The organism is Saonia sp., assembly GCF_056326165.1.
Map to the genome: position 1 here is coordinate 32459 of NZ_JBWFBN010000012.1, position 22368 is coordinate 54826.

Annotated in this window: 17 protein-coding genes; 5 read left to right on the forward strand and 12 right to left on the reverse strand. The window is 35.8% G+C overall.

The window, feature by feature from the left end; genetic code table 11:
- Positions 1 to 2 precede the first annotated feature (2 nt).
- From ilvB to AC000W_RS11410, 6 genes are all read right to left on the reverse strand, one after another.
- Complete coding sequence (ilvB, locus tag AC000W_RS11385; protein WP_474748416.1) at positions 3 to 1736, reverse strand: biosynthetic-type acetolactate synthase large subunit; 1734 nt, start codon at positions 1734 to 1736, stop codon at positions 3 to 5.
- A 21-nt stretch (positions 1737 to 1757) separates the two neighbouring features.
- On the reverse strand, positions 1758 to 3434 hold the full coding sequence (ilvD, locus tag AC000W_RS11390) for a dihydroxy-acid dehydratase (RefSeq protein ID WP_474748417.1): 1677 nt from the start codon (positions 3432 to 3434) through the stop codon (positions 1758 to 1760).
- Between the two features lie 398 nt (positions 3435 to 3832).
- Positions 3833 to 4672: a 5-oxoprolinase subunit C family protein gene (locus tag AC000W_RS11395; protein WP_474748419.1), complete on the reverse strand. Its 840-nt coding sequence runs from the start codon at positions 4670 to 4672 to the stop codon at positions 3833 to 3835.
- Positions 4665 to 5402 (reverse strand): 5-oxoprolinase subunit PxpB, encoded by a 738-nt coding sequence (gene pxpB / locus AC000W_RS11400; protein WP_474748420.1) that lies wholly within the window; start codon positions 5400 to 5402, stop codon positions 4665 to 4667. Before pxpB ends, AC000W_RS11395 begins: the two co-directional genes overlap by 8 nt.
- Complete coding sequence (gene pxpA, locus AC000W_RS11405) at positions 5399 to 6142, reverse strand: 5-oxoprolinase subunit PxpA (RefSeq protein WP_474748422.1); 744 nt, start codon at positions 6140 to 6142, stop codon at positions 5399 to 5401. Before pxpA ends, pxpB begins: the two co-directional genes overlap by 4 nt.
- Before the next feature lie 4 nt (positions 6143 to 6146).
- Positions 6147 to 7340: an Nramp family divalent metal transporter gene (locus AC000W_RS11410; protein ID WP_474748423.1), complete on the reverse strand. Its 1194-nt coding sequence runs from the start codon at positions 7338 to 7340 to the stop codon at positions 6147 to 6149.
- A gap of 210 nt (positions 7341 to 7550) precedes the next feature.
- Here AC000W_RS11410 and AC000W_RS11415 point away from each other — a divergent pair, with 210 nt between their 5' ends.
- From AC000W_RS11415 to AC000W_RS11430, 4 genes are all read left to right on the forward strand, one after another.
- Positions 7551 to 7994: a hypothetical protein gene (locus AC000W_RS11415; RefSeq protein WP_474748424.1), complete on the forward strand. Its 444-nt coding sequence runs from the start codon at positions 7551 to 7553 to the stop codon at positions 7992 to 7994.
- 40 nt (positions 7995 to 8034) lie between these two features.
- Complete coding sequence (locus tag AC000W_RS11420; protein ID WP_474748426.1) at positions 8035 to 8580, forward strand: hypothetical protein; 546 nt, start codon at positions 8035 to 8037, stop codon at positions 8578 to 8580.
- 173 nt (positions 8581 to 8753) lie between these two features.
- Positions 8754 to 10013, forward strand: coding sequence for an aminotransferase class V-fold PLP-dependent enzyme (locus tag AC000W_RS11425; RefSeq protein ID WP_474748427.1), 1260 nt, complete (start codon positions 8754 to 8756; stop codon positions 10011 to 10013).
- Between the two features lie 98 nt (positions 10014 to 10111).
- Positions 10112 to 11539 carry a M20 family peptidase gene (locus AC000W_RS11430; protein WP_474748429.1) on the forward strand — a complete coding sequence of 476 codons (1428 nt, stop codon included), beginning with the start codon at positions 10112 to 10114 and terminating at the stop codon, positions 11537 to 11539.
- Between the two features lie 9 nt (positions 11540 to 11548).
- On the opposite strand, the gene AC000W_RS11435 is transcribed toward AC000W_RS11430, so the two are convergent.
- Both AC000W_RS11435 and AC000W_RS11440 read right to left on the reverse strand, forming a co-directional pair.
- A complete protein-coding gene (locus AC000W_RS11435; RefSeq protein WP_474748430.1) occupies positions 11549 to 13084 on the reverse strand; it encodes a YifB family Mg chelatase-like AAA ATPase in 1536 nt (511 codons plus the stop codon).
- Between the two features lies 1 nt (position 13085).
- Complete coding sequence (locus tag AC000W_RS11440; protein WP_474748432.1) at positions 13086 to 15485, reverse strand: penicillin acylase family protein; 2400 nt, start codon at positions 15483 to 15485, stop codon at positions 13086 to 13088.
- 168 nt (positions 15486 to 15653) lie between these two features.
- Here AC000W_RS11440 and AC000W_RS11445 point away from each other — a divergent pair, with 168 nt between their 5' ends.
- A complete protein-coding gene (locus tag AC000W_RS11445; protein ID WP_474748434.1) occupies positions 15654 to 16856 on the forward strand; it encodes a hypothetical protein in 1203 nt (400 codons plus the stop codon).
- A 43-nt stretch (positions 16857 to 16899) separates the two neighbouring features.
- Here the strand turns inward: AC000W_RS11445 and AC000W_RS11450 are convergent, their stop codons facing one another.
- The 4 genes from AC000W_RS11450 to AC000W_RS11465 are packed head-to-tail and all read right to left on the reverse strand — an operon-like array spanning position 16900 to position 22358.
- Complete coding sequence (locus AC000W_RS11450) at positions 16900 to 18867, reverse strand: protein-disulfide reductase DsbD family protein (protein WP_474748435.1); 1968 nt, start codon at positions 18865 to 18867, stop codon at positions 16900 to 16902.
- Entirely contained in the window at positions 18864 to 20171 is a 1308-nt protein-coding gene (gene tilS, locus AC000W_RS11455; protein ID WP_474748437.1) for a tRNA lysidine(34) synthetase TilS, read from the reverse strand. Before tilS ends, AC000W_RS11450 begins: the two co-directional genes overlap by 4 nt.
- Before the next feature lie 13 nt (positions 20172 to 20184).
- Positions 20185 to 21009: a lysophospholipase gene (locus tag AC000W_RS11460; protein ID WP_474748438.1), complete on the reverse strand. Its 825-nt coding sequence runs from the start codon at positions 21007 to 21009 to the stop codon at positions 20185 to 20187.
- A 35-nt stretch (positions 21010 to 21044) separates the two neighbouring features.
- On the reverse strand, positions 21045 to 22358 hold the full coding sequence (locus AC000W_RS11465) for an anthranilate synthase component I family protein (protein ID WP_474748440.1): 1314 nt from the start codon (positions 22356 to 22358) through the stop codon (positions 21045 to 21047).
- Between the last annotated feature and the right edge of the window lie 10 nt (positions 22359 to 22368).

Genomic DNA, 22368 nt, shown 5'->3' on the forward strand with positions numbered 1-22368 from the left:
GTCTATTTTAATCTAACATCGGAAACTGACGCCCCCGAAGGAATCATTGGAAATACATTATCCTCTTTCTCCACACATACCTCCAAGAAATAGGCATCTTTAGAGGCTATCATTTCCTCAACAGCATCCTTTAAATCTTTTCTTTCTTTAACCCTTCTTGATTTAATATTATACCCTTCTGCTATTTTTACAAAATCTGGATTGGTCATAACAGTAGAGGCATATCTACTTTCAAAAAACAATTCTTGCCATTGACGAACCATTCCCAAATGATCATTGTTTAAAACCACAATTTTTACAGGGGTTTTATTTTGAAAAATAGTTCCCAGCTCTTGAATCGTCATTTGATAGCCGCCATCACCAATAATTGCAACAACTTCTCTATCCATTACTCCCATTTTTGCTCCAATGGCTGCTGGTAAAGCAAATCCCATAGTCCCCAAACCACCAGAAGTAATATTACTTTTAGTTTGCTTAAACTTAGCATATCTACAAGCAATCATTTGGTGCTGACCAACATCACTGACAATTACAGCTTTAGCTTTTGAAGCAATATTGATTTCTTCCATCACCTCGCCCATAGTTAATCCTTCTTTGGTTGGATGAATGTCATTTTTTATAACTGCATCAAACTCAATTGCATGCTTCTTCTTAAACTCATTATGCCAAGCTTCATGGCTATTTTTATTAATCAGAGGTAATAACAAATCCAATGTTTCCTTAGAATTACCCAAAACTGCAACATCAGTTTTTACATTTTTGTCAATTTCTGCAGGATCAATATCAAAATGAATGATTTTAGCTTGCTTGGCATACGTATCCAAACTTCCAGTTACCCTATCATCAAAACGCATCCCAATAGCAACTAAAACATCACATTCATTGGTCAATAAATTGGGGCCATAATTACCATGCATACCCACCATACCTACATTTAAAGGATGGTCTGTATCCATAGCTGAAAGCCCTAAAATGGTCCATGCTGCCGGAATACCCGCTTTTTCTACCAAAGCTTTCAGTTGTTCTTCTGCTTTGCCTAAAATTACTCCCTGTCCAAATACAATGAAAGGCCTTTTAGCTAAGTTAATTAACTCTGCAGCTGCCTCAATTTCCATAATATTTGGCTTAGGAACTGGATTATAGCTTCTTACCTTTTTACAGGGCTCATAAACAAAATCCAATTCGTCTATTTGGGCATTCTTAGTAATATCCACCAATACTGGTCCTGGACGACCTGATCTAGCAATATAAAAAGCCTTTGCCATAATTTCTGGTATCTCCTCAGCCTTTGTAATTTGATAGTTCCACTTAGTCACTGGAGTAGAAATACCAACAATATCTGTTTCTTGAAAAGCATCTGAACCCAACAAATGCCTTGCAACTTGACCAGTTATACAAACCATAGGTGTTGAATCTATTTGAGCATCAGCCAAGCCAGTTACCAAATTCGTAGCACCAGGTCCAGAAGTAGCCATTGCCACCCCTACTCTTCCCGTAACTCTAGCATACCCCTGAGCAGCATGTGTAGCTCCCTGTTCATGCCTTGTCAAGATATGTGTTAACTTATCTTGAAACTTATACAACTCGTCATAAATGGGCATTATGGCTCCTCCCGGATAACCATATACCAGATTGGCTCCTTCAGCAAGTAAACAATGGATAATAGCCTCTGCTCCACTAATTTTAATGGATGCTTGTTTATTGGCTTTGGCTTGCTTCTCTTTCAATGTTTCCATATCAAGTAATTTTATTAAAAACTATATTTCATCAGTTACACAACCTTGTGAGGCCGATGAAACTGTTTTGGCATATTTGTATAAACTCCCTTTTCTAACTTTAAGTGGAGGTTGCACCCATGCTTTTTTTCTAGCATCAATCTCATCATCAGTAAGGTTCACAGATATACTATTCTTCTCTGCATCTATGGTAATGATGTCACCATCTTCAACCAAAGCAATGGTTCCTCCATCTTGTGCTTCTGGAGATACATGTCCCACAACAAAACCGTGAGTTCCTCCAGAAAATCGCCCATCGGTTATCAACGCAACATCTTTACCAAGACCAGCTCCCATAATGGCCGCGGTCGGCTTTAACATTTCTGGCATTCCAGGACCGCCTTTAGGTCCTTCATACCGAATGACCACCACATTTCCTTTTTTCACCATACCAGCTCCAATTCCTGCATTTGCCTTGAATTCATCCTCAAAAACTTTTGCCGGACCAGAAAAATATAACCCTTCTTTTCCTGTAATCTTGGCAACCGCACCATCTTTAGCAAGGTTTCCGTATAAAATTCTTAAATGACCAGTTTCTTTAATAGGAGCATCCAGAGGCTTAACAACTTTTTGCCCCTCTAATAAACTTGGAACATCTGCCAAATTCTCGGCAATAGTTTTACCAGTAACCGTAAGACATTCTCCGTGAAGCATTCCGTTTTCCAACATAAACTTCATGACTGCAGGAACACCTCCTACTCGGTGTACATCTTCCATTAAGTATTTTCCACTAGGTTTTAAATCGGCCAAAAACGGAGTAGTGTCACTTATTCTTTGAAAATCATCCAATGTAAACTCAACCTCTGCTGCTTTGGCTATTGCCAAAAAGTGAAGTACCGCATTTGTAGACCCGCCCAAAACTGTAAGCAACCTTACTGCATTTTCAAATGATTTTCTAGTAATGATATTACTAGGCTTAATATCATTCTCTAGCAAATGCTTCAATGCTTTTCCAGAAGCTACACAATCATTCTTTTTCTCGCTGCCTATTGCTGGGTTAGATGAACTATAAGGCAAAGCCATTCCTAAAGCCTCTATTGCAGATGCCATTGTATTTGCCGTATACATACCCCCACATGCTCCTGCACCTGGACAAGCATTGTGTATAACTCCTTTATAATCTTCTTCATTCATTGTCCCAGCAACCTTCTCTCCCCAAGCTTCAAACGCAGAAACAACATCTAATTTTTTATCTTTAAAACATCCAGACGCTATGGTGCCTCCATATACTAAAACTGAAGGTCTATCCAAACGAATCATAGCCATTAAAGCTCCTGGCATATTTTTATCACAGCCAACAACGGTGACCAATCCATCATAATTCATAGCCTGCACTACTGTTTCCATAGAATCGGCAATAATGTCTCTTGATGGTAAAGAATAACGCATACCGTATGTTCCCATAGATATTCCATCACTAACACCAATAGTATTAAAAACCAGACCCACTAAACCTTCGGAGTTTGTTCCTTCTTTTACGAATTGGGCCAAGTCATTAAGGTGCATATTACAAGGATTTCCTTCATAGCCCGTACTGCCAATTCCAATTAAAGGTTTCTTTAAATCATTATCGGTAAGACCAATCGCATGCAACATAGCTTGTGCTGCTGGTTGCGTTGGGTCCTGAGTAACATTTTTGCTGTATTTGTTTAATTCCATTCCGTGTTTCGCTTCAATTTTCTTCGTTATAAAATGAATGCTTCTATCAAAGATAAATCTTTAAAAAAGCCTATACTTTCAACAATAGTATCTGGTTTAAATTCAGTTTAATAATTATTAATTTATATTTCTGATAATCAATTACATAGCCATGTTATTCATACCATATTCAACGCTTTTTATATATAGTATTAGTATTCTTTTTTTAATATTAAAAACCTATTTTAAAGAAAAAGCCTGTATCCATTTACTAGATACAGGCTTTAACAATCAATTAAAAGTCTATATCATCCCAAGTAAGGGACAATAATGACTAAATTGATTCTATTTCTTTTGTTCTCCATTGGTGTAAAATTAGTTAAAAAAGATATCCAATCAAAAACCAAAATCTATTATTTCTATTTTAATCTAAATGAAATAATATCCCCTGATTTTTTTTGTGCTAAAACCGATATGGCCCTGTCCGATAACTGTAGTATTCTAGGATACCCCCCTGTAGTTTGTCCATCTTTCATTAAAACAATTAGTTTTCCAGAAGATGTAAGTTGTACTGTTCCTGGAAGTGTGGCAGAAGTCAACATAGAAATGGCATGTCCTTCTATTAACCCTTCTAATTGGTATGCCATTCTATTGTTCTCATTGGCTATGACAAATTCATTAAAAAACAAAACCTCAAAATGTTTGTCGCCTAGCAAATCATATTCAGGGCCTTTATGGACTTCCAAAATAGTTTCATCTAAAAAAGAATCTATGGGTAGTTTTTCTAACTTAGGAACAAACTGAGAGCAAGGCTCATAAGGTATTTCTACCTTATCCTTTATACATGCCATGGTAGTAATTGGATTGTAAAGTGATTTACTCCCTAATTTACTATCAGCTATGAGCCCATTTTTAACAGCCAAATAAGCACGGAACCCTTTTTCTAGTTTACCATAAGAAAGTAAATCTCCTTTTTTAATTTTATATACCTTGTAATTAACTATAGGCATATTATTCAAAGTAGCCGACATTTCTGCCCCTCCCAAAGAAATATAAGTATCTTCCTCAAATTGCAATGTAGGTCCCGTCATGGTAATTTCCAATCCAACTGTATTATCATTATTCTCTAACAGAACATTGACCTTGTGGAAAGAAGTAGCGTCCATTACTCCAGACACGGGCACTCCCTTGTCTCTGTAATTGAATCTTCCGTCGTCTTGGATTGTTGTAAAAAAACCCGCTTTAAGAACTTTAAGCATTCATACTTTCTTTTTCCAGTTCATAAATCCCAACTTCTCCCTCTATTTTATGCAAATCATATTCAGCCCTAGAAATTTGATAAAATTGTATTTTATCTCCTACATTAACAAGACAGGGTTCTTCTTTATTTCCATTAAAAACAGGCACAGGGCAATTACCGATAATATTCCAACCTCCTGGAGATTCTTGAGGGTAAACCCCCGTTTGTTTTCCTGCCAATCCCACAGCACCCTTCTCAACTTTTAAACGAGGACTGGCTTTTCTAGGGACTTCTAATTCCTTTGGAAGACCACCCAAATACATAAAGCCCGGCAAAAACCCTATTCCGAATACCGTATAAGGACTTTGAATATGCAAGGCTATTATTTCGTCGGCACTTCTACCTAGTTCTTTGGATACTTCTTCTAAATCAATCCCAAAATTTAAATCATAGCATACAGGAAGTTTCCAAATATATCTTTCCCCTAAATCAACCTTGTTTTTTTCCAAATACCATTGTTGCAATTGGTTTCCAAAGCTCTGGAAATCTATTGAGCTGTCTTTTTGGATGAGTGTGAGAGAATTATATGCAGGGACTGATTCCCAAGTATTTTTATCTAAACATTTTTGTAGTAAATACTGGTTAAATTGAATGATATCTTCTAATATTTCTTCATCAACTTCATTTGGCCACTCCACAAGAATAGCATGTTCACCAAATGGCTTAATTGAGATGGGAAAAACATTCACTTTTTAATGAAAATATTTAGTTTGGTCAATTCTACTGAAAGATACATCAATATTTTCAATGCATTAGGAGTATCCCCATGAATACAATAGGTGTCTGCTATAATTTCAACAAATTCACCTTCAGAAGTTTTAATTTTATTGTCCATAATCATCCTCATCAAGTGTTCTTTTACCATAGTTGGGTTTTCTATCAAGGCATTTGCTTGCTTACGCGAAACCAAACTTAAGTCTGTATTATAATTCCTATCTCCAAAGGCTTCTCTTTTTATCATAAAACCGCTTCTTATTGCCATTGCTTCAATAACAGAATTAAATGGCACATAGAGATATACATTTTTTTTATACTTCTTAATAGCATCAAGAAAAACAGCCGCTTTTACTTTATCCTTGGCAATATCATTATATAAGGCTCCATGCGGTTTTATATGATGGAGAATAGAATTATGTTTAGACAAAACGGCCAATAAATTATCAACTTGTTGCTTTATGGCCTCCTTTAATTTATTTGATGAAACGGACATGGATACCCTTCCAAAATTTTCTTTATCTGGATACGAAGGATGTGCTCCTATTTTAACCTGATACTTTCTAGCAAGCAGAACAACTTCTTCTATACTATTAAAATTCCCAGCATGACCCCCACAAGCAATATTACAAGAAGAAATATAAGGAAATAGGCTGCTTTCATTGCCTATACCCTCACCTACATCACAATTAATATCAATCTCTATTCTATCCATTTAATTAAAGTAAACCAAATACCGTAAAAATGCTTTTTGCACCTAAAATAATAGTCAGTACTATTATGATAATACCAATAACATTTTGAAAAGGCTTATTCTTGTATTTGCCCATTACCGCTGCTCTATTAATTATCCACAACAGGAAAATAGCAATAAAAGGAAGTAAGATTCCATTGGCCACTTGGGCAAATTTGATAATCTCGATAGGTTTTATTCCAAATGATAAAAAGAAAACGCCTAAAACCAAAATAAAAAACCAGACCATTCTGAATTTAATATTCTTCATGTCATTTTTCCATCCAAAACAACTATTGGCAACATAGGCAGCTGCCAAAGGAGCTGTTATTGCAGAAGTAATGCCCGCAGCAAACAGCCCTATCCCCATAAAATATTTAGCGCTTTTACCGTATAAGGGTTCCAATCCTTTGGCCAAATCCAAGACACTTGTAACACCTTCACTAGATATTGTAGTGGCGGCAACAACAATTGCCATAGAAACCAATCCACCTATGGCGATAGATAAAATTGTATCCTTTTTAGCAATTTTAAGGTCACTTTTAGATTTCCATTTTTCACTCACTATGGAAGCATGTAGAAACAAATTATAAGGAACAACAGTTGTCCCAACAAGAGCGATAATTGTCAAAATACTATTCTTTGGTATTTTAGGAACAAGAAGACCCTTTACAATTTCACTCAAATTAGGTTTGGTAATCACTGCTGTAATTAAAAAAGATAGGCTCATCAATAAAACTAGCATAACCAATACCTTTTCCAACACCTTATAATTCCCAAAATATAGTAGTAAGAAGGCCAGAAATCCTATAATGAGCGGGTAATATTTAACTGAGGTTTTCCCAAAAATAGCCTCCATACCTAAAGTAGCCCCACCAATGTTTCCTGCTTCATAAGCTGCATTCCCTACAACAATAGCACCCAAAATAATAATAATGACCAAATTTCTTATCCATGGAGTTTTTAATTCATCTTTAATTACCTCTGCTAAACCTTTCTGTGTAATTATTCCCAATCTGGCTGCCATTTCCTGTAATACTATGGTTGCTATTATAGACAATAACAAAGCCCAAAGCAGGGAATATCCAAATGCAACCCCAGCCATGGTGCAGGCAGTAACCGTGCCTGGCCCAATAAATGCCGCAGCTACCAAAACCCCTGGACCTATTTTTTTAAACATGTATTTATATTCTAGTATTTAAAATAGATAGTAAATATAAATGGTAGGGAATTAAAATTGACCGATGAAGTGTTTGAATTGTTCAAAAAATATGCATTTCGTCTAAAAATTTGCATTTCATCTAAAAGTGGGGTTCCATACATCGATACTTTATAATATTCCAAAAAAGTAATGGTTATACTATTCCCGAACCTTAAACAACCTACTTGAATGATGTGCTTGGAATGCAATAAAAAACTCAATTATCTAGAACATAGAAAATCTATTGATTCTTTTGGGGTAGAACTATGTGAACAACATAGAGTACGAATTGAAAAGTTAACCCAGATTAACGACACCCCTATAGAAGCTGTTCAATTATACTATGCTCTAAAAGAAGCTGGAGTTTATGCCATGTTAGAATGGTGGGACGGCAAAAAGTTTGTTGACCTAGCAATTTCTAGAGTAAAATTAAATATTGAAGTAGATACAGAATATGAACTTATTACCCATGAGCAAGCCATGAAGGACTTGGAAGAAGCAATGCATTCTTTTAAAAATGGGTTCACCACAATACGAATACCACACATTGTTATAAAATACAATCTTTATAAGACGGTAAACAATATTTTGGGTATTGTGGAGGGATTAAAAGCCAATATAAAAGTTATATAAACTTTTGTGTTAGGCAAAATAACCAATAAAAAAATGCCTTATGTCAAACCAAAAAAAATACCTGACAATTCCTATTAGAATTTCTTTGTTGTTAATTCTTTTAGGTATGTTATTTAAAGCATTACACTGGGTACCAATGATTACAAATGGTATCATCCTAAGTAGTTTTGTAGCCATAAGCGTTATGTATACATTGCGTTTTTCTAAAAAACCTACCAAAGGCTCCATTGCATATATAAAACTGGTATTGGTATTATTTTGGTCATTAAATGGCATTTTTACCATACTACATCTTCCATATGGAGAAGTATTTCAAATAGTTAGTCTTATTGCATTCTTATTTTGGGCTGCTATGGAGGGTACAAGCTATTTCTTTAATAAAGAAGCGCAAGAAAGCAACCCCAATTATCTTTTATGGAATGGCATCATGATTTTAGGGGCTTTTTTAATTGTAATGGGCGCGCTTTTCAATTTTCTTAATTGGGATTACTCTGTGCATTTATTAGTTTTAGGTATTAGTTCTGTAATCTTATATATTCTAAGGGATGTTTTTGCCCAAAAACGTGAAGAAAACCCTACCTCCTAAATTCCAGTATTAGATTCCCAGTTTAAAATCTTAAAAAACCGCTTTCAAAACTAGAAATTGTCAAGAAAGTGAGTTTCAAAATTGTAATATGAGATATTTGACAATTATCTTATAACACCCCGCGTATTTCTTCTTATTTTTTAATATATTTCATTAGAATTCAATGAAATATCATGAAAAAAAGGGACTTTATAAAAAACATGGGGAGTGTTGCTGTTGGACTGCCGCTTATATCATTTGATTTACCCAATCAGAAATCAAAAATCAATAAACCATACCCTCTTGATGGTGATGCGTTTTGGAAGCGTATCCGAGAAGACTATACTCTAAAAGAAGACTATGTAAATCTTGAAAATGGGTATTACAATATTATTCCCAATCCTACTTTGGAAAAATTCATGTCTCATGTAAAAATGGTCAACAAAGAAGGTTCCTATTATATGCGAACGGTTCAGTGGGAAAACAAGAAAAAAATGGCGAGTAAGTTAGCTGATTTTGTTGGATGCAAACCAAATGAACTCATTATTACCCGAAACGCAACAGAATCCCTAGATACAATTATCGCTGGGTTTCCATGGAAGGAAGGAGATGAAGCCATTTATGCATTACAGGATTATGGTGCCATGGTGCAAATGTTTAAACAAACTGCCAAAAGGCATGGAATAGTTAATAAAGTAGTTTCCGTTCCCAATCATCCAAAATCTGATGATGAATTGGTGGCATTATACAAAGAACAAATTACTCCAAAAACTAAACTTCTGTTTGTTTCCCATATGATTAACATCACTGGGCATATTCTTCCTATTCGCAAAATATGTGACATGGCTCATTCCTATGGTGTTGATGTTCTAGTTGATGGTGCTCATTGTATTGGTCATTTTGATATCAATATTGCTGAACTTAACTGTGATTATTATGGTTCTAGCCTCCATAAGTGGTTAAGCACCCCTTTAGGTGTAGGAATGTTATATGTAAATGAAGAAAAGGTTTCCAAAATATGGCCTTTGATAGCAGATTATGAGCGTGATTCCAATGATATTTTAAGGTTAAACCATACTGGGACGCATCCCGTACATTCCGATTTGGCCATTGAAAATGCCTTGGACTATTTAGAAATAATCGGCATAGAGCGAAAAGAAAAGAGAATGCGCTTTTTACAACGTTATTGGTCTAATCAGTTACGAGATGTAAAAAACATTGTTATAAATACTCCTGTTGATGAACAACGTAGCTGTGGCATTGCCAGTGTTGGAGTTGCTGGGTTGGAGCCCACAGAACTTGCCAAAATACTTTTGGAAGAATTCAAGGTTTACACCGTTGGGGTAAATTGGAAAAATGTGGTAGGCTGTAGAATTACTCCCAATGTATATACAACCATAAAAGAATTGGACCATTTTGTAACATCCATGAAAACTATTGCCGCGCGTGCATAAATTAAATTCCAAAGGATTTTATGTAACTTTATCGTGCTATCCCAGAATTGTTTAGTTTAAAAATCAACTAAAAAAATTAATTTCTATAACCAAACCAAATGAAAAAAATCCTTTACTTACTACTAGTTATTTTAGTAATCGTTGCAGGTATATTACTTTTTAATACATTGAGGTTAACCTCCAAACAGGTAGTTTCGGAACCTGTGGAAAAATTGAACATTTCAGACAACGTATTTAAGAACCTCGCCCAAGCAGTTACTTATCCCACAATTTCTTTTAGTGAAGAGTCAATTCCAGATTCAACCGCTTTTAATGGCTTTCATCAATTTCTAGAGAATACCTTTCCCTTAGTACATGAAAATCTTTCCTTGGAAAAGATTAGTGAATATAGCTTGTTATACAAATGGGAAGGTTCCGATTCCAGTAAAAAACCCATTATATTAATGTCTCACCAAGATGTGGTACCTGTTGATGAGCCAACTCTAAAAGATTGGGAAGCTGGACCTTTTGAAGGAAAAATCACGAGTACCCATATTGTAGGGAGAGGAACAATGGATGACAAAAGTTCCTTAATTGCATTAATGGAGTCTGTAGAACTTCTATTGGGAGAATCTTTTGTTCCTTCCCAAACCATTTACCTAGCCTTTGGTCATGATGAAGAAGTTGGTGGTGGCAATGGAGCTCATGAAATTGCAGCTTACCTAAAGAAAAAAGGAATACATGCAGCAATGACCCTTGATGAAGGTGGCTTTCTTGCCGATGATTTGGTTCCTGGTATAGAAAGCACTGTAGCTATGATTAATCTAGCGGAAAAAGGGTTTGCCTCATTTCGCCTTATTGTGGAAACAACAGGTGGGCATAGTTCTCAACCACCCCGCGAAAATACTATTGGAATGCTAGCGCAGGCTATTGTAGACTTAGAAAACAATCAATTGCCATACAAACTGGTAAAGCCGATAGACTACCAATTTGAGTATATGGGAGCAGAACTACCTTTTTTTAAAAAATTGGCTTTTGCAAATCCATGGTTGTTTAAGAAACCTATCCTAAAAGCATTAAATGCCCATACTACTACGGCTCCAACAATTATTGATGGCGGCGTAAAGAACAATGTAATCCCGACAGTGGCCGAGGCCACCATTAACTTTAGGATTCTTCCTGGTGAAACCATAGAATCTGTTCAACAACATATTGAAAGTACCATCAGTGATAAAATAAAAGTGGAGCCTGTTGGTTTTCTCACCAATCCTTCTCCTGTCTCAAAGATTGATTCTAAGGCATTTAAAACTCTGGAAGGCACTATAAAATCTGTGTTTCCTGATGCCATAGTGGTACCCGGACTTGTTGGGGGTGGTACAGATGCACGTTATTTTTATGATATTTCAGATGATGTATATCGCTTTTATCCCATGCGAATTACACCAGAAAATATGACAAGATTTCATGGTATTGATGAGAAAATAAGCAAGGAGAATTACAAGGAAATTATTGAATTTACTTATTACTTGATTAAGAAATTTGGTTGAAGTAATTAATTACCCCAACCACCCCTCTCTATCCAAACTACGATATTGAATAGCTTCACCTATATGGGTTCCATTAACGTCTTGGGTGCTTTCTAAATCAGCAATGGTACGGGCAACTTTTAAAATTCGGTCATAGGCCCTCGCAGAAAGATTTAAGCGCTCCATGGCATTTTTAAGCAACTCTTTTGAAGCATCATCTAACTTGCAATACTCCCGAATCTGTTTGGTATTCATCTGCGCATTGTAATGCACATTGTCCATTTCTTTAAAGCGTTCTGTTTGTATCTCTCTCGCTGCAGTCACTCTTTTTCTAATATCCACACTACTTTCCCCTTTTCTGTCCTCTGAAAGTTTTTCGAAGGGAACGGGTGTCACTTCTATATGGATATCGATACGATCCAACAATGGCCCAGAAATTTTGCTCAGATACCGTTGCATCTCCATAGGTGAAGAGGTTACAGGGGCATCTGGGTCATTAAAATAACCGCTGGGACTAGGATTCATACTTGCCACCAGCATAAAACTACTGGGATAGGTTACCGTAAACCGTGCTCTAGAAATAGTTACTTCCCTATCTTCCAAAGGTTGGCGCATAACTTCCAGCACACCTCGTTTAAATTCTGGCAATTCATCCAAAAACAAAACACCATTGTGCGACAAGGAAATTTCTCCAGGTTGTGGATAGGCTCCGCCACCCACTAAAGCTACATCGCTAATGGTATGATGTGGGCTGCGAAACGGCCTCTGACTCATTAAACCCATATTCTTCACCTTGCCCACTACACTATGTATTTTGGTAGTTTCCAGTGCCTCGTGCAAAGTCATGGGTGGCAAAATGGATGGTAAGCGTTTGGCTAACATAGTTTTTCCTGCTCCCGGTGGACCAATCAATATAATATTGTGTCCTCCAGCGGCGGCAATTTCCATACAGCGTTTTATACTCTCTTGTCCCTTTACATCTGAAAAATCAAATTCAGGAAAATCTAAGCTTTTGTAGAACTCTTCCCTAGTATCTATAATGGTCTGCTCTAAATTAGTCCCTTTATCAAAGAAATCAATGACTTCTTTTATATTATCAATACCATATACTTTCAAATCTCCAACAATAGCGGCTTCTTTAGCATTCTCTTTGGGTAAGATAAAACCTGTAAATCCTTCTTTTTGTGCTTTTATGGCAATGGGCAATGCTCCTTTTATAGGTTGTAAGCTACCGTCTAAAGAAAGTTCTCCCATGATAATATATTTATCAATATTTTCAGATTTAATTTGGTCGGAAGCTGATAGAATGCCCAATGCCAAGGTAAGGTCATAGGCCGAACCTTCTTTCCTCATATCGGCTGGAGCCATGTTGATGGTAATCTTCTTTCCGGGAATCTTATACCCGTTATTTTGAAGAGCTGCGGCAATACGGTAATTGCTTTCCTTTATGGCATTGTCTGGCAAACCAACTAAATGGTAGCCAATTCCCTTATCAATATTAACCTCAACTGTAATAGTCTCCGCTTCTACGCCAAATACAGCACTACCATAAATTTTTGTAAGCATATTAATCTTCTGAAGGCTTAAATATAAGTAAAGACCTTGCTTTTTTTACTATTTCATCTTTATTCATCATCATTTTTCTGAATTCTCCATTTATATACATTTCCGCTTGGTCTTTGTAATGGGGGCTAAATGGATTTCCTGACTGCCCTGTTGGCAAAATACTCATACTATTTTCTACATCAGAAAAATCTATAACTCTTCTAGTTGATGGTCCTGCAGTGACTTTATACTTTCCTGTCCCATCAAAAACAAATGCAAGGTTATTGATTACCTCTCTAGAACCTGCTACTGGAAAAGGTCCTACATTAAAGAAGGAACGTAATGATTCCACCTGCCCGATTGGATGACCGTGCTCTATTGTATGCACTTTATCCCATGTCCAACTTCCCACTTTAGCACCAAAATCATCTCGCAAAGATTCCATCGCCTCTATATAGGATTGATGTATGATATCTTGTATTGTTTCATTCACATCACTTGTATTTACATTGTCCCACCAAACAGAAGCATGGTTCTTAACTAAGGGTGCTATCAATCGCTTATGGAAATGGGTTGATAAAAATTGCTTGAACATATCTTCTCCCAATTCGTCTTCAAAAGTGTTTTTTAGAACAAAATATAGCCATCTAGTATATACAGTTGCCTCTACACTTTCCAAATCGTAGGTGCCATTCCATAAACTAAGTTTATCCAGTAAAATAATTTGTTCATCCAATAATTCCTTTGTTTTTACCTTGTTATAAAGATTCAAAAGTATTCTTGAGTCAACCGCAGATTTAACATCGTTAATCATTTCACCAACCGCATCCTTGTCCCAATCATTTCTGGGTTCTAAAAGCTGAACAATTCTTTTAGCTCTATTTTCGGGTAAATAATATCCAGGGTACAACATTCCAGCAATAGAATCTGGTTGGTTGTTGGCCGAATACACATAATTCCATGATGGATTAATAGCTTGAGGATTTTTTGAAAAATCTAAGTATTTAATAGGTTCTTCCTTGCCCGATGTACCATCCAGAATAAACTTTGTATGCACACTATCTGGCATTTGATATAGTTTAGCACTTGCAAACCAAGCAATATTATCTTCTGCATCTCCATACATAATATTTAACCCTGGAGCATGTAAACTGGGTAATACAGCCTTAAATTCTTCAAGGTTATTGGCATGGGACATCCCATATATTACATTTACAAGTTTGTTCTCTATTTTTGGGTAAATCCATGACATACTAATAGGTACTTCCCCAGTTATTTGGTTTGCAATTCCATTTAAAACTGGTCCATGATCTGTTTTCTTAAAATTAAAAGAAACATCTTCACTATCTTTTACTTTAATAGTTTTACTAAAGGTTTCATAAGTTTTCCATCCTTCCACAGTTTTGTACTGTGTACTATCCTGTGGATTTGTTTTTTCGTAGTAAAAATCAATATCATCATTCTCGAACATGGTAAGTCCGTAAGCCAATTTTCTATTGTGCGCCAATAAAGGAAAGGGAACACCTGCTAAATGATATCCATATTTTTCATAGGTTGGTGTGCTCAAATGGGCCTCGTACCAAACAGATGGCTGTGCAAAACCAATATGGGGGTCATTGGCAAAAATGACTTTGCCATTTTTTGTTTTCCCTGCACCAATTACCCAACTATTACTGCCTTCAAATTGGGGTATGGGCAATCCTTCCAAGGAGTTGGTGACTGCGGCCATGACATTTCCAAGTAAAGAATCGTTTGATTTTTTATTATGGTTTTTTATCAAGGTAGAATTAGGGTGGATATCAATTGCCAAATCTCTTAAATATTCAGATCCCAGCTTATTTTTAATATCGGTCAACAATGGGTCTGTCTTATGTGCCATTGCAAAACTAAAGCCCATATACCCCAAAGTATTGTACACATCGGTCAATGAAAAGGGTTGTTTTTCTATTCCAGTAAGATAAAACTCAATAGGTGTTGGGCCTTCGTCTATAAACTGATTAATTCCATCTAAATAGGCTTCGGACAATTTAACCATAGGACTGTTTACATCCAAGTTTTTTAAAGCTTTGGCCGTTGCATCATCTATTCCAAGAGATAGGAAAAACTTATCGGTTCCCACCATGTCCTTTCCAAAAACTTCCGAGAGTCCTCCCCTACCAATTCTACGCAATAATTCCATTTGCCAAAGTCTGTCCTGTGCATGCACATAACCAAGTGTTCTTATGGCATCTTCTTCATTTTCTCCATAAATATGAGGTATACCATAGGTGTCATAATATACTTTGACTTCATGAGTTAGTTTCTCCAACTCTTCTTCTCCACTATAGTCCGGTTTCAACGTATTGATAAATATCCAAGCGCCAATTGTCAATAACAAAATAAGAATGCCCAGCACTCCCAATACTCTTTTTATCTTTTTCACAACTTAATTTGTTAGGGATTTAAAGATAATTCTTTTTAAAAACTATTGAAGTACATTTTATTGGCCTGTGTTGTTTGCAATTTTTTTACAAGTCTATTTTTTATGTTAAAATTTTCATTAATTTAATCAGCAAACATTAAAAACATAACCACTATTAAACACCCTATTATGAAAAAAAACATTACTAAGTTATTTGTCAGTGCTTTAGCATCTTTCTCCTTCCTTGTTTCTTGTTCCAAAGAGGAAGCTTTTTTTGATGAAACAGAAACGTTAAAAGCCGTTAAATCCACTGCTTCTACCACATTTGAAAATGATTTATCTATCCCCTCGCCTACAATACAGATTCCTAAAAGCATGTTATTTAATGACATTCCATTTGATTTAGAAACTGCCGTGGAACCAAGTGAATGTATGACTACTCCGTTTGACGATGTAATTAATGCTTCAATTGCCAGCAATTTAGATGCATTGGGAGCAGAATGGTATGGATTGTATGCCGAAATGAATTTTTACCATACCATTACTGATGATGGATGGCAATATTTTGGGGATCGTGGACAATACACCCATTTAGTAAGAAATATTAAACGTGGATTAGAACGTTTTTGGAGGATGTCCAATGAGGTAACGGTTAGGGGGCAGCATAATGCTACTCTAAACGATCCAGATAAAATTGTAGACATACTTACATTTTGGTATGGACTTACAGAAGAAGAAGCCTTGATCTATGCCGACTATTTTATTAATTATGTAAATGTTGAAAGCACTTTCTTGACAGAGACCCCATTATTATCATTTGATGGTTTTGCCATTGCCCTGGACGGTTTGTTTGATCAAGAGGATTTAATTGTCATTGGAGACGGGCTTGTAGAACTGGCATCTGAAACAGGGATTAGACCCGCAGTGGTATGGACAGGTATTATGGCTCACGAATGGGGACATCAAGTACAGTTTAACAATTTTGATAGCTGGTATCCAGGTGGTGCGGCGGACAATGCTCCTGAAGCAACTAGAACTACTGAACTAGAAGCAGATTTTTTTACCGGTTATTACTTAACACATAGAAGGGGTGGGACTCATAATTGGAAAACAACACAACAGTTTCTTGATTTATTTTATAATATAGGGGATTGTTCTTTCACAAGTGATGGCCACCATGGAACTCCGCAACAACGTATGGAAGCAGCTCGTAGAGGATATGAACTTGGAAAAAGAAATTATAGGTGGAAAAATAGATTTGGACACCGAAACAAATTCAACCGTCATCGTAACAAACATGTCATGAATGCAAATGAGGTACATGAGGCATTTTTAGATGAACTAGATGAAATTGTTGGCACAAGTGCTGGTGATGACCCTTCCCTTTTATAAAAACTATAAAATAATAGAAACAGGCTGCTTTTAGCAGTCTGTTTTATTTTGTAAAATTGTTAAGACCCACTTGCAGCCAGCTCATATATGTATCCTTGTCCACATATTGAATAGATGAGTTAAGCACTTCCATATCTGGTGAGAGTAATACATAAAAAGGTTGTGATGCAGCATTAAAATTCAACGTTTGGAAGGTCCCCCATTTTTTCCCAATAGTGTTGATGGTTTTTACCCGACCAGAATCATATTTAAAATCGAATTTCTGATTCTCTGGAAGTTCCTTTCTATCATCTACATAAAGAGAAATTAGAACATAATCTTCATTTATAATCTTATAAACATCTGGCTCACTCCAAACATTCTCTTCCATTTTACGGCAGTTTACGCATGCCCAACCAGTAAAATCCAACAAGATAGGTTTGTCTACTTGCTTTGCATATGCAAGTCCTGTATCAAAATCCTTAAAACAGTTTATTCCCAGAGGGCAATCATTCTCTTTTTCTACAACAGTATAAAAATCTGGAGGTAAAAATCCAAATAATTTTAGGTCCAACACATTTAAAGCACCCAAGCCCAAATACAACGCAAAAGCCCCAGAAGCAATACCTCCAAGCATTCTGGTTATTGATAATTTCTTTTTAGACTCATCATGTGGGAACCTAATAATTCCAAACAGATACAAGGCCAGCAAAACAAAAATGATGATCCAAATACCAATAAAAATTTCTCTTTTTAAAAAGCCCCAATCCCCTACTAAATCTGCATTGGAAAGAAACTTAAATGCCAATGCCAGTTCTAAAAAACCTAAAACCACCTTTACCGTTGTCATCCATCCACCAGATTTAGGCAAGGAATTTAACCATGCGGGAAATAATGCAAATAGCGCAAATGGTAATGCCAAAGCCACTCCGAACCCTAGCATCCCTGCGGACAAGTTAGTAGCAACATCCCCTTCTGCCAAAGCGGTACTTCCCAATAAGCCCCCTAAAATAGGGCCAGTACATGAGAAAGAAACAATCGCCAAAGTGACAGCCATAAAAAAGATGCCTATGACTCCTCCTGCCTTTGTGGAAGCATCATCCATTTTATTGGCCCATGAACTGGGTAACGTTAATTCATAATATCCAAAAAAGGAAAAGGCAAAAAAGACGAAAATCAGAAAGAAAAATACATTGAGCCAAATATTGGTAGCAATGGTATTAAGAATTTGAGAATCAACCGAATCAAACAAATGAAAAGGAAGACTCAATAGAAAATAAATTATCACTATAAATAATCCATACAGAACAGCATTTGCAATGCCTTTGGATTTAGTTTTAGATTGCTTTGTAAAAAAAGATACGGTTAAGGGAATCATTGGAAACACGCAGGGTGTTAACAAAGCTATAAGTCCACCTAAAAAACCCAGACCAAAAATGGTCCACAATCCAGAACCTTCTTTAGCAACATCTTCTAATCCTTCATTAAGCCTTTCTTTCTTTTTTAAATCCAAAAGCATTCTATCGCTTAAGGACTTGCTTTTGTCATCAATGGTTTTTTCTTCTATAACAATAGGAGCTCCACTGAGGGAGATGCTAAAATCAAACTCTTTATTAAAACATACTTCTTTACATACCTGATAAAAAAGATTAACGTCTATTTGATCTACACCTGGTTTTAATACTTTTATTTTTTGGGTAAAAATTGCAATGTCCGAGAAGAAGGTTTCATCTACTTCAAAAACATCGCTAAATTCTGTATGAGTTTCACTTTCCAGTGTTTCACCGACCAGTTCATAGTCTTCACCTTCATTTTTAAAAGTAAACTCACTTGGCAAAGACCCCCCATCGGATGTATGTTGAGAATATACATGCCAATCCTTTAATATAATACCAGTGAAAACCAATTCATATTCTGTATCAGAAACCTTATTCACCGCATGTGACCATGCAACTGGATCATCTTCTGATTGGGCAGTACCGAAAGAATAAAAGAATAAAATGCAAAATAATACTAGAATCTGTTTTATCACAGCAACGTAAATTTTAAAATTGATTTGGTTGTACTTCTTATTTTATAACGCTCATCTGCCCTTTTTCCTATAATCCAGACTATTTTATTGTCCGAACACAAAACCCATTGCTTTTCCTTATCAATAAGGCTCATTTTCTCGTCCTTAAAAAATTTGGAGACCTTCTTTTTTTGCCCATCCATACCAAAAGGATAAAAATAGTCGCCTTTTCGCCATTTTCTTATCACCAAAGGGTATTTTAACTTTTCTTTATCTATATATAAAATACTTTCAGAGGTTTTATCCATTGTATTCGCAATGGAAACTAACATACCAAATGGTATATCGATTTTTTTCTGGTCTTCACCAAGCTCATAGTTTACATTTTCTTCTTTAGCCAATTCTTGTAACAAAAGATGGTTCCTATCTCGTAGTAATCTATGGGTTTTAGAAAAAACTTTCTTTCCGCTCATCCCAGAAATAAGCCCAACAACATCGTCCAATTCTGTAAACCCAAAATTTTTAAAAAGCTCAAAAACATAGGGTTTAATGGGGCTTAATTTTTGTAATTTCTCAATTTCAATTTTTATTATATCTCCTTCTCTTATAAAAAGTGATTCTTTTAATTGATTGATATAATTATCTATCAATACGGCGGATTGACCCAAATAATTTTGAGTGTTCGCAAAATTATTAAGAAATGTAGGGTTCAATTCCTTCAGTAACGGCACAACTTGGTGCCTAATCTTATTCCTTAGATATTTGGTTTCCTTATTACTGCTATCTTCTCTCCATTTTAGTTTTTTTGAACTTGCATACTCCAAAATTTGTTCACGGGAAAACTTAAGTAAGGGTCTTGCTATTGAATCTGTTTTTTGCGGAATACCAGTAAGTCCATCAAGCCCTGTGCCTCTAGAAAGGTTAATAAAAAAGGTTTCCAAATTATCATCTGCATGATGGGCTGTAACCAGCTTCTCAATTCCATTTTCCTTCATTAATTTGTAAAACCAATCATATCTTAACTCTCTTGCTGATACTTGTAGTGATACTTTTCTTTTAGACATGTAATCAATTGTATCAAAACTAATTACAAAATATTTTTTGTTGAATTTTTTTGCTAGATTCTCTACAAATTTCTCATCTACGTCACTTTCATCTCCTCGTAAATTAAAATTACAATGTGCCAATGCAAAATTTAAGTTTAACTCTGTGCAAAGATACGCCAAGACAACACTATCCAATCCGCCACTACATGCCAAAAGGAATGAGGCTTCCGTAAGCTCCGTGAAATAGTTTTCTATATGTTGTTGGAATTCTTTTAGCACCGAACAAAAGTACTCAAAGTTGTTGCTGTAACCAATTTTGTATGGTTTCCAGCATTTCATCTCTACAGAGGTCATAATGTAATTCGTGATAACCTCCTTCAAAAAGTTTTAGTTCTGTCATGGATGAATTCTCATGAAAGGCAATTGTTCCCTTATGGTCAATAATAGGGTCAGCTGTTCCGTGTAATAATAATGTCCTTGTTTTAAGTTGGTCTGCGTTAGTTATTGCCCACTCCCCAGCATCAATAACAGGAAAAGTAAACATAGGGCTCACTTTGTCGTGTACCAATTCGTCATTTACATATTTATCAACTTCCTGCGGATTTCTTGAAATTCCATTTGGGTCTAATCCTGAAGGTAATGTTATGGAAGGCATAATGCCCATCATCAATTTACCCATCATCATTTTTCCTCTGGGTGGGACCAAAGCCAATCGAAGAAATGGACTTGTGACGATAACACCTTTCAAACTAGGAACTTTTCGTAAAACATAGTTAAGAACTAAATTCCCGCCCATACTATGTCCGTAAAGAAAACGTGGTTTGGCCGGAAATAAAGTTTCTGCTTTAATCAATACTCTAGTTAGAATATTTATTAAACCATCATAACTTGGACAATGTCCTCTTTTTCCTTCCGACTTTCCGTGCCCAACGTTGTCATACAAAACTACTGCCAGAGAACATTTTAAAAGCGCAGGCACCACATGTTCCAAATAACGGCCTGAGTGTTCTCCCATTCCGTGAACCAATATCACAACTCCCTTTATTTCTTCTGGTTGAGCAAATTGCCCAAATATGGATGCTCCATTATATTGAAATGCAAATTGTTGAAAATCCATTGGTTGATAAAGTTTGGCGCCATTAATTTAATAAATTATTTTGAAGTATTGGAATCTTCCAATACTTCTCTCATCGCTTTGGCCTTAACCAAACATTCTTCGTATTCTTTTTCTGGGGAAGCCTTGGCCGTAATAGCACCTCCAACAGAATAGGATACATATTTGTTAGAAGCATTATACAGAATACTGCGTATTACCACATTAAAATCAAAATCATTATCTGGTGTAAAATAACCTACTGCACCACTGTACAACCCTCTTTTTGTGGCTTCAAGCTTCTCAATAATGTTCATGGCTGATACTTTGGGAGCACCTGTCATACTTCCCATAGGAAAGGTTTCTTTTATAATTTCTACTGGATTTTTTGATTTTGACACCTTAGCGGTTACTGTGGAAATCATCTGATGCACTTGGTCAAAAGTATAGACTTTGCATAATTCTTTTACCTTAACACTCCCTTTTTTAGCACTTTTAGAAAGGTCATTCCTTACTAAGTCCACAATCATAATGTTCTCGGCTCGTTCCTTCTCATCCTCAGATAAGTTCTTTACCAATAAAGCATCCTCCCTTTTATTGGTCGACCGTTTAGCTGTGCCCTTAATAGGTTGGGAAATGACTTTTCTTTTTTCTTTTTTTAAGTATCGTTCTGGTGAGGCGGACAATAAATATTTATCCCAAATTTTAACAAAGGTTGCAAAAGGAGCTTGGGAAATTTTATTGAGTTTGTTATATATTTTTAATGGATTAATGATTGTGTCCTGCGCATAAAACTCTTGACAAAAATTAGCTTCATAAATATCTCCTCTTTGAATATGATTCAGCATTTTTCCCACTCTTTTAAAATATTCATCTTTAAAAATTCTAAGTTTTATCCTTACAGGGTGGGTTTCAATAATTGGAGTATTCTTTTCAAAATTCCTATTGGAGATGAATTTAAAATCTCTTTCAATTTCATCATCAACCATATTTAGGTAAAGAAAAACAACTTTATCTCCTTGGATTCTAATTATTTTTTTTGGTTGAAAAAAACAGAGGTCAGGAAAATTTAGCCCGTCAAAGTTATGGGATGACAACGCCTCAACATCATTTTTTAAATCATAAGAGAGGTAGCCAAAAATCCAATCCTTGGTTTGGGTATGGTATTCCTTTAATTCATCAAATGCATTTTGGGAATCTGTAACCAAACTTGTAAGAGCATCTACTGCCAACAAGCCATCAAAAGAACTGTACTTGCTCTTATGCCCATTACTATCTAACCAAACAACTTCATCAAATTGTTGCGCCCATAGTAACAATGATTTTTTAAATTCATTGATTTTAGGAACAGTAAATGAAGCCTTTTTACGCAAGCTCTCAGTT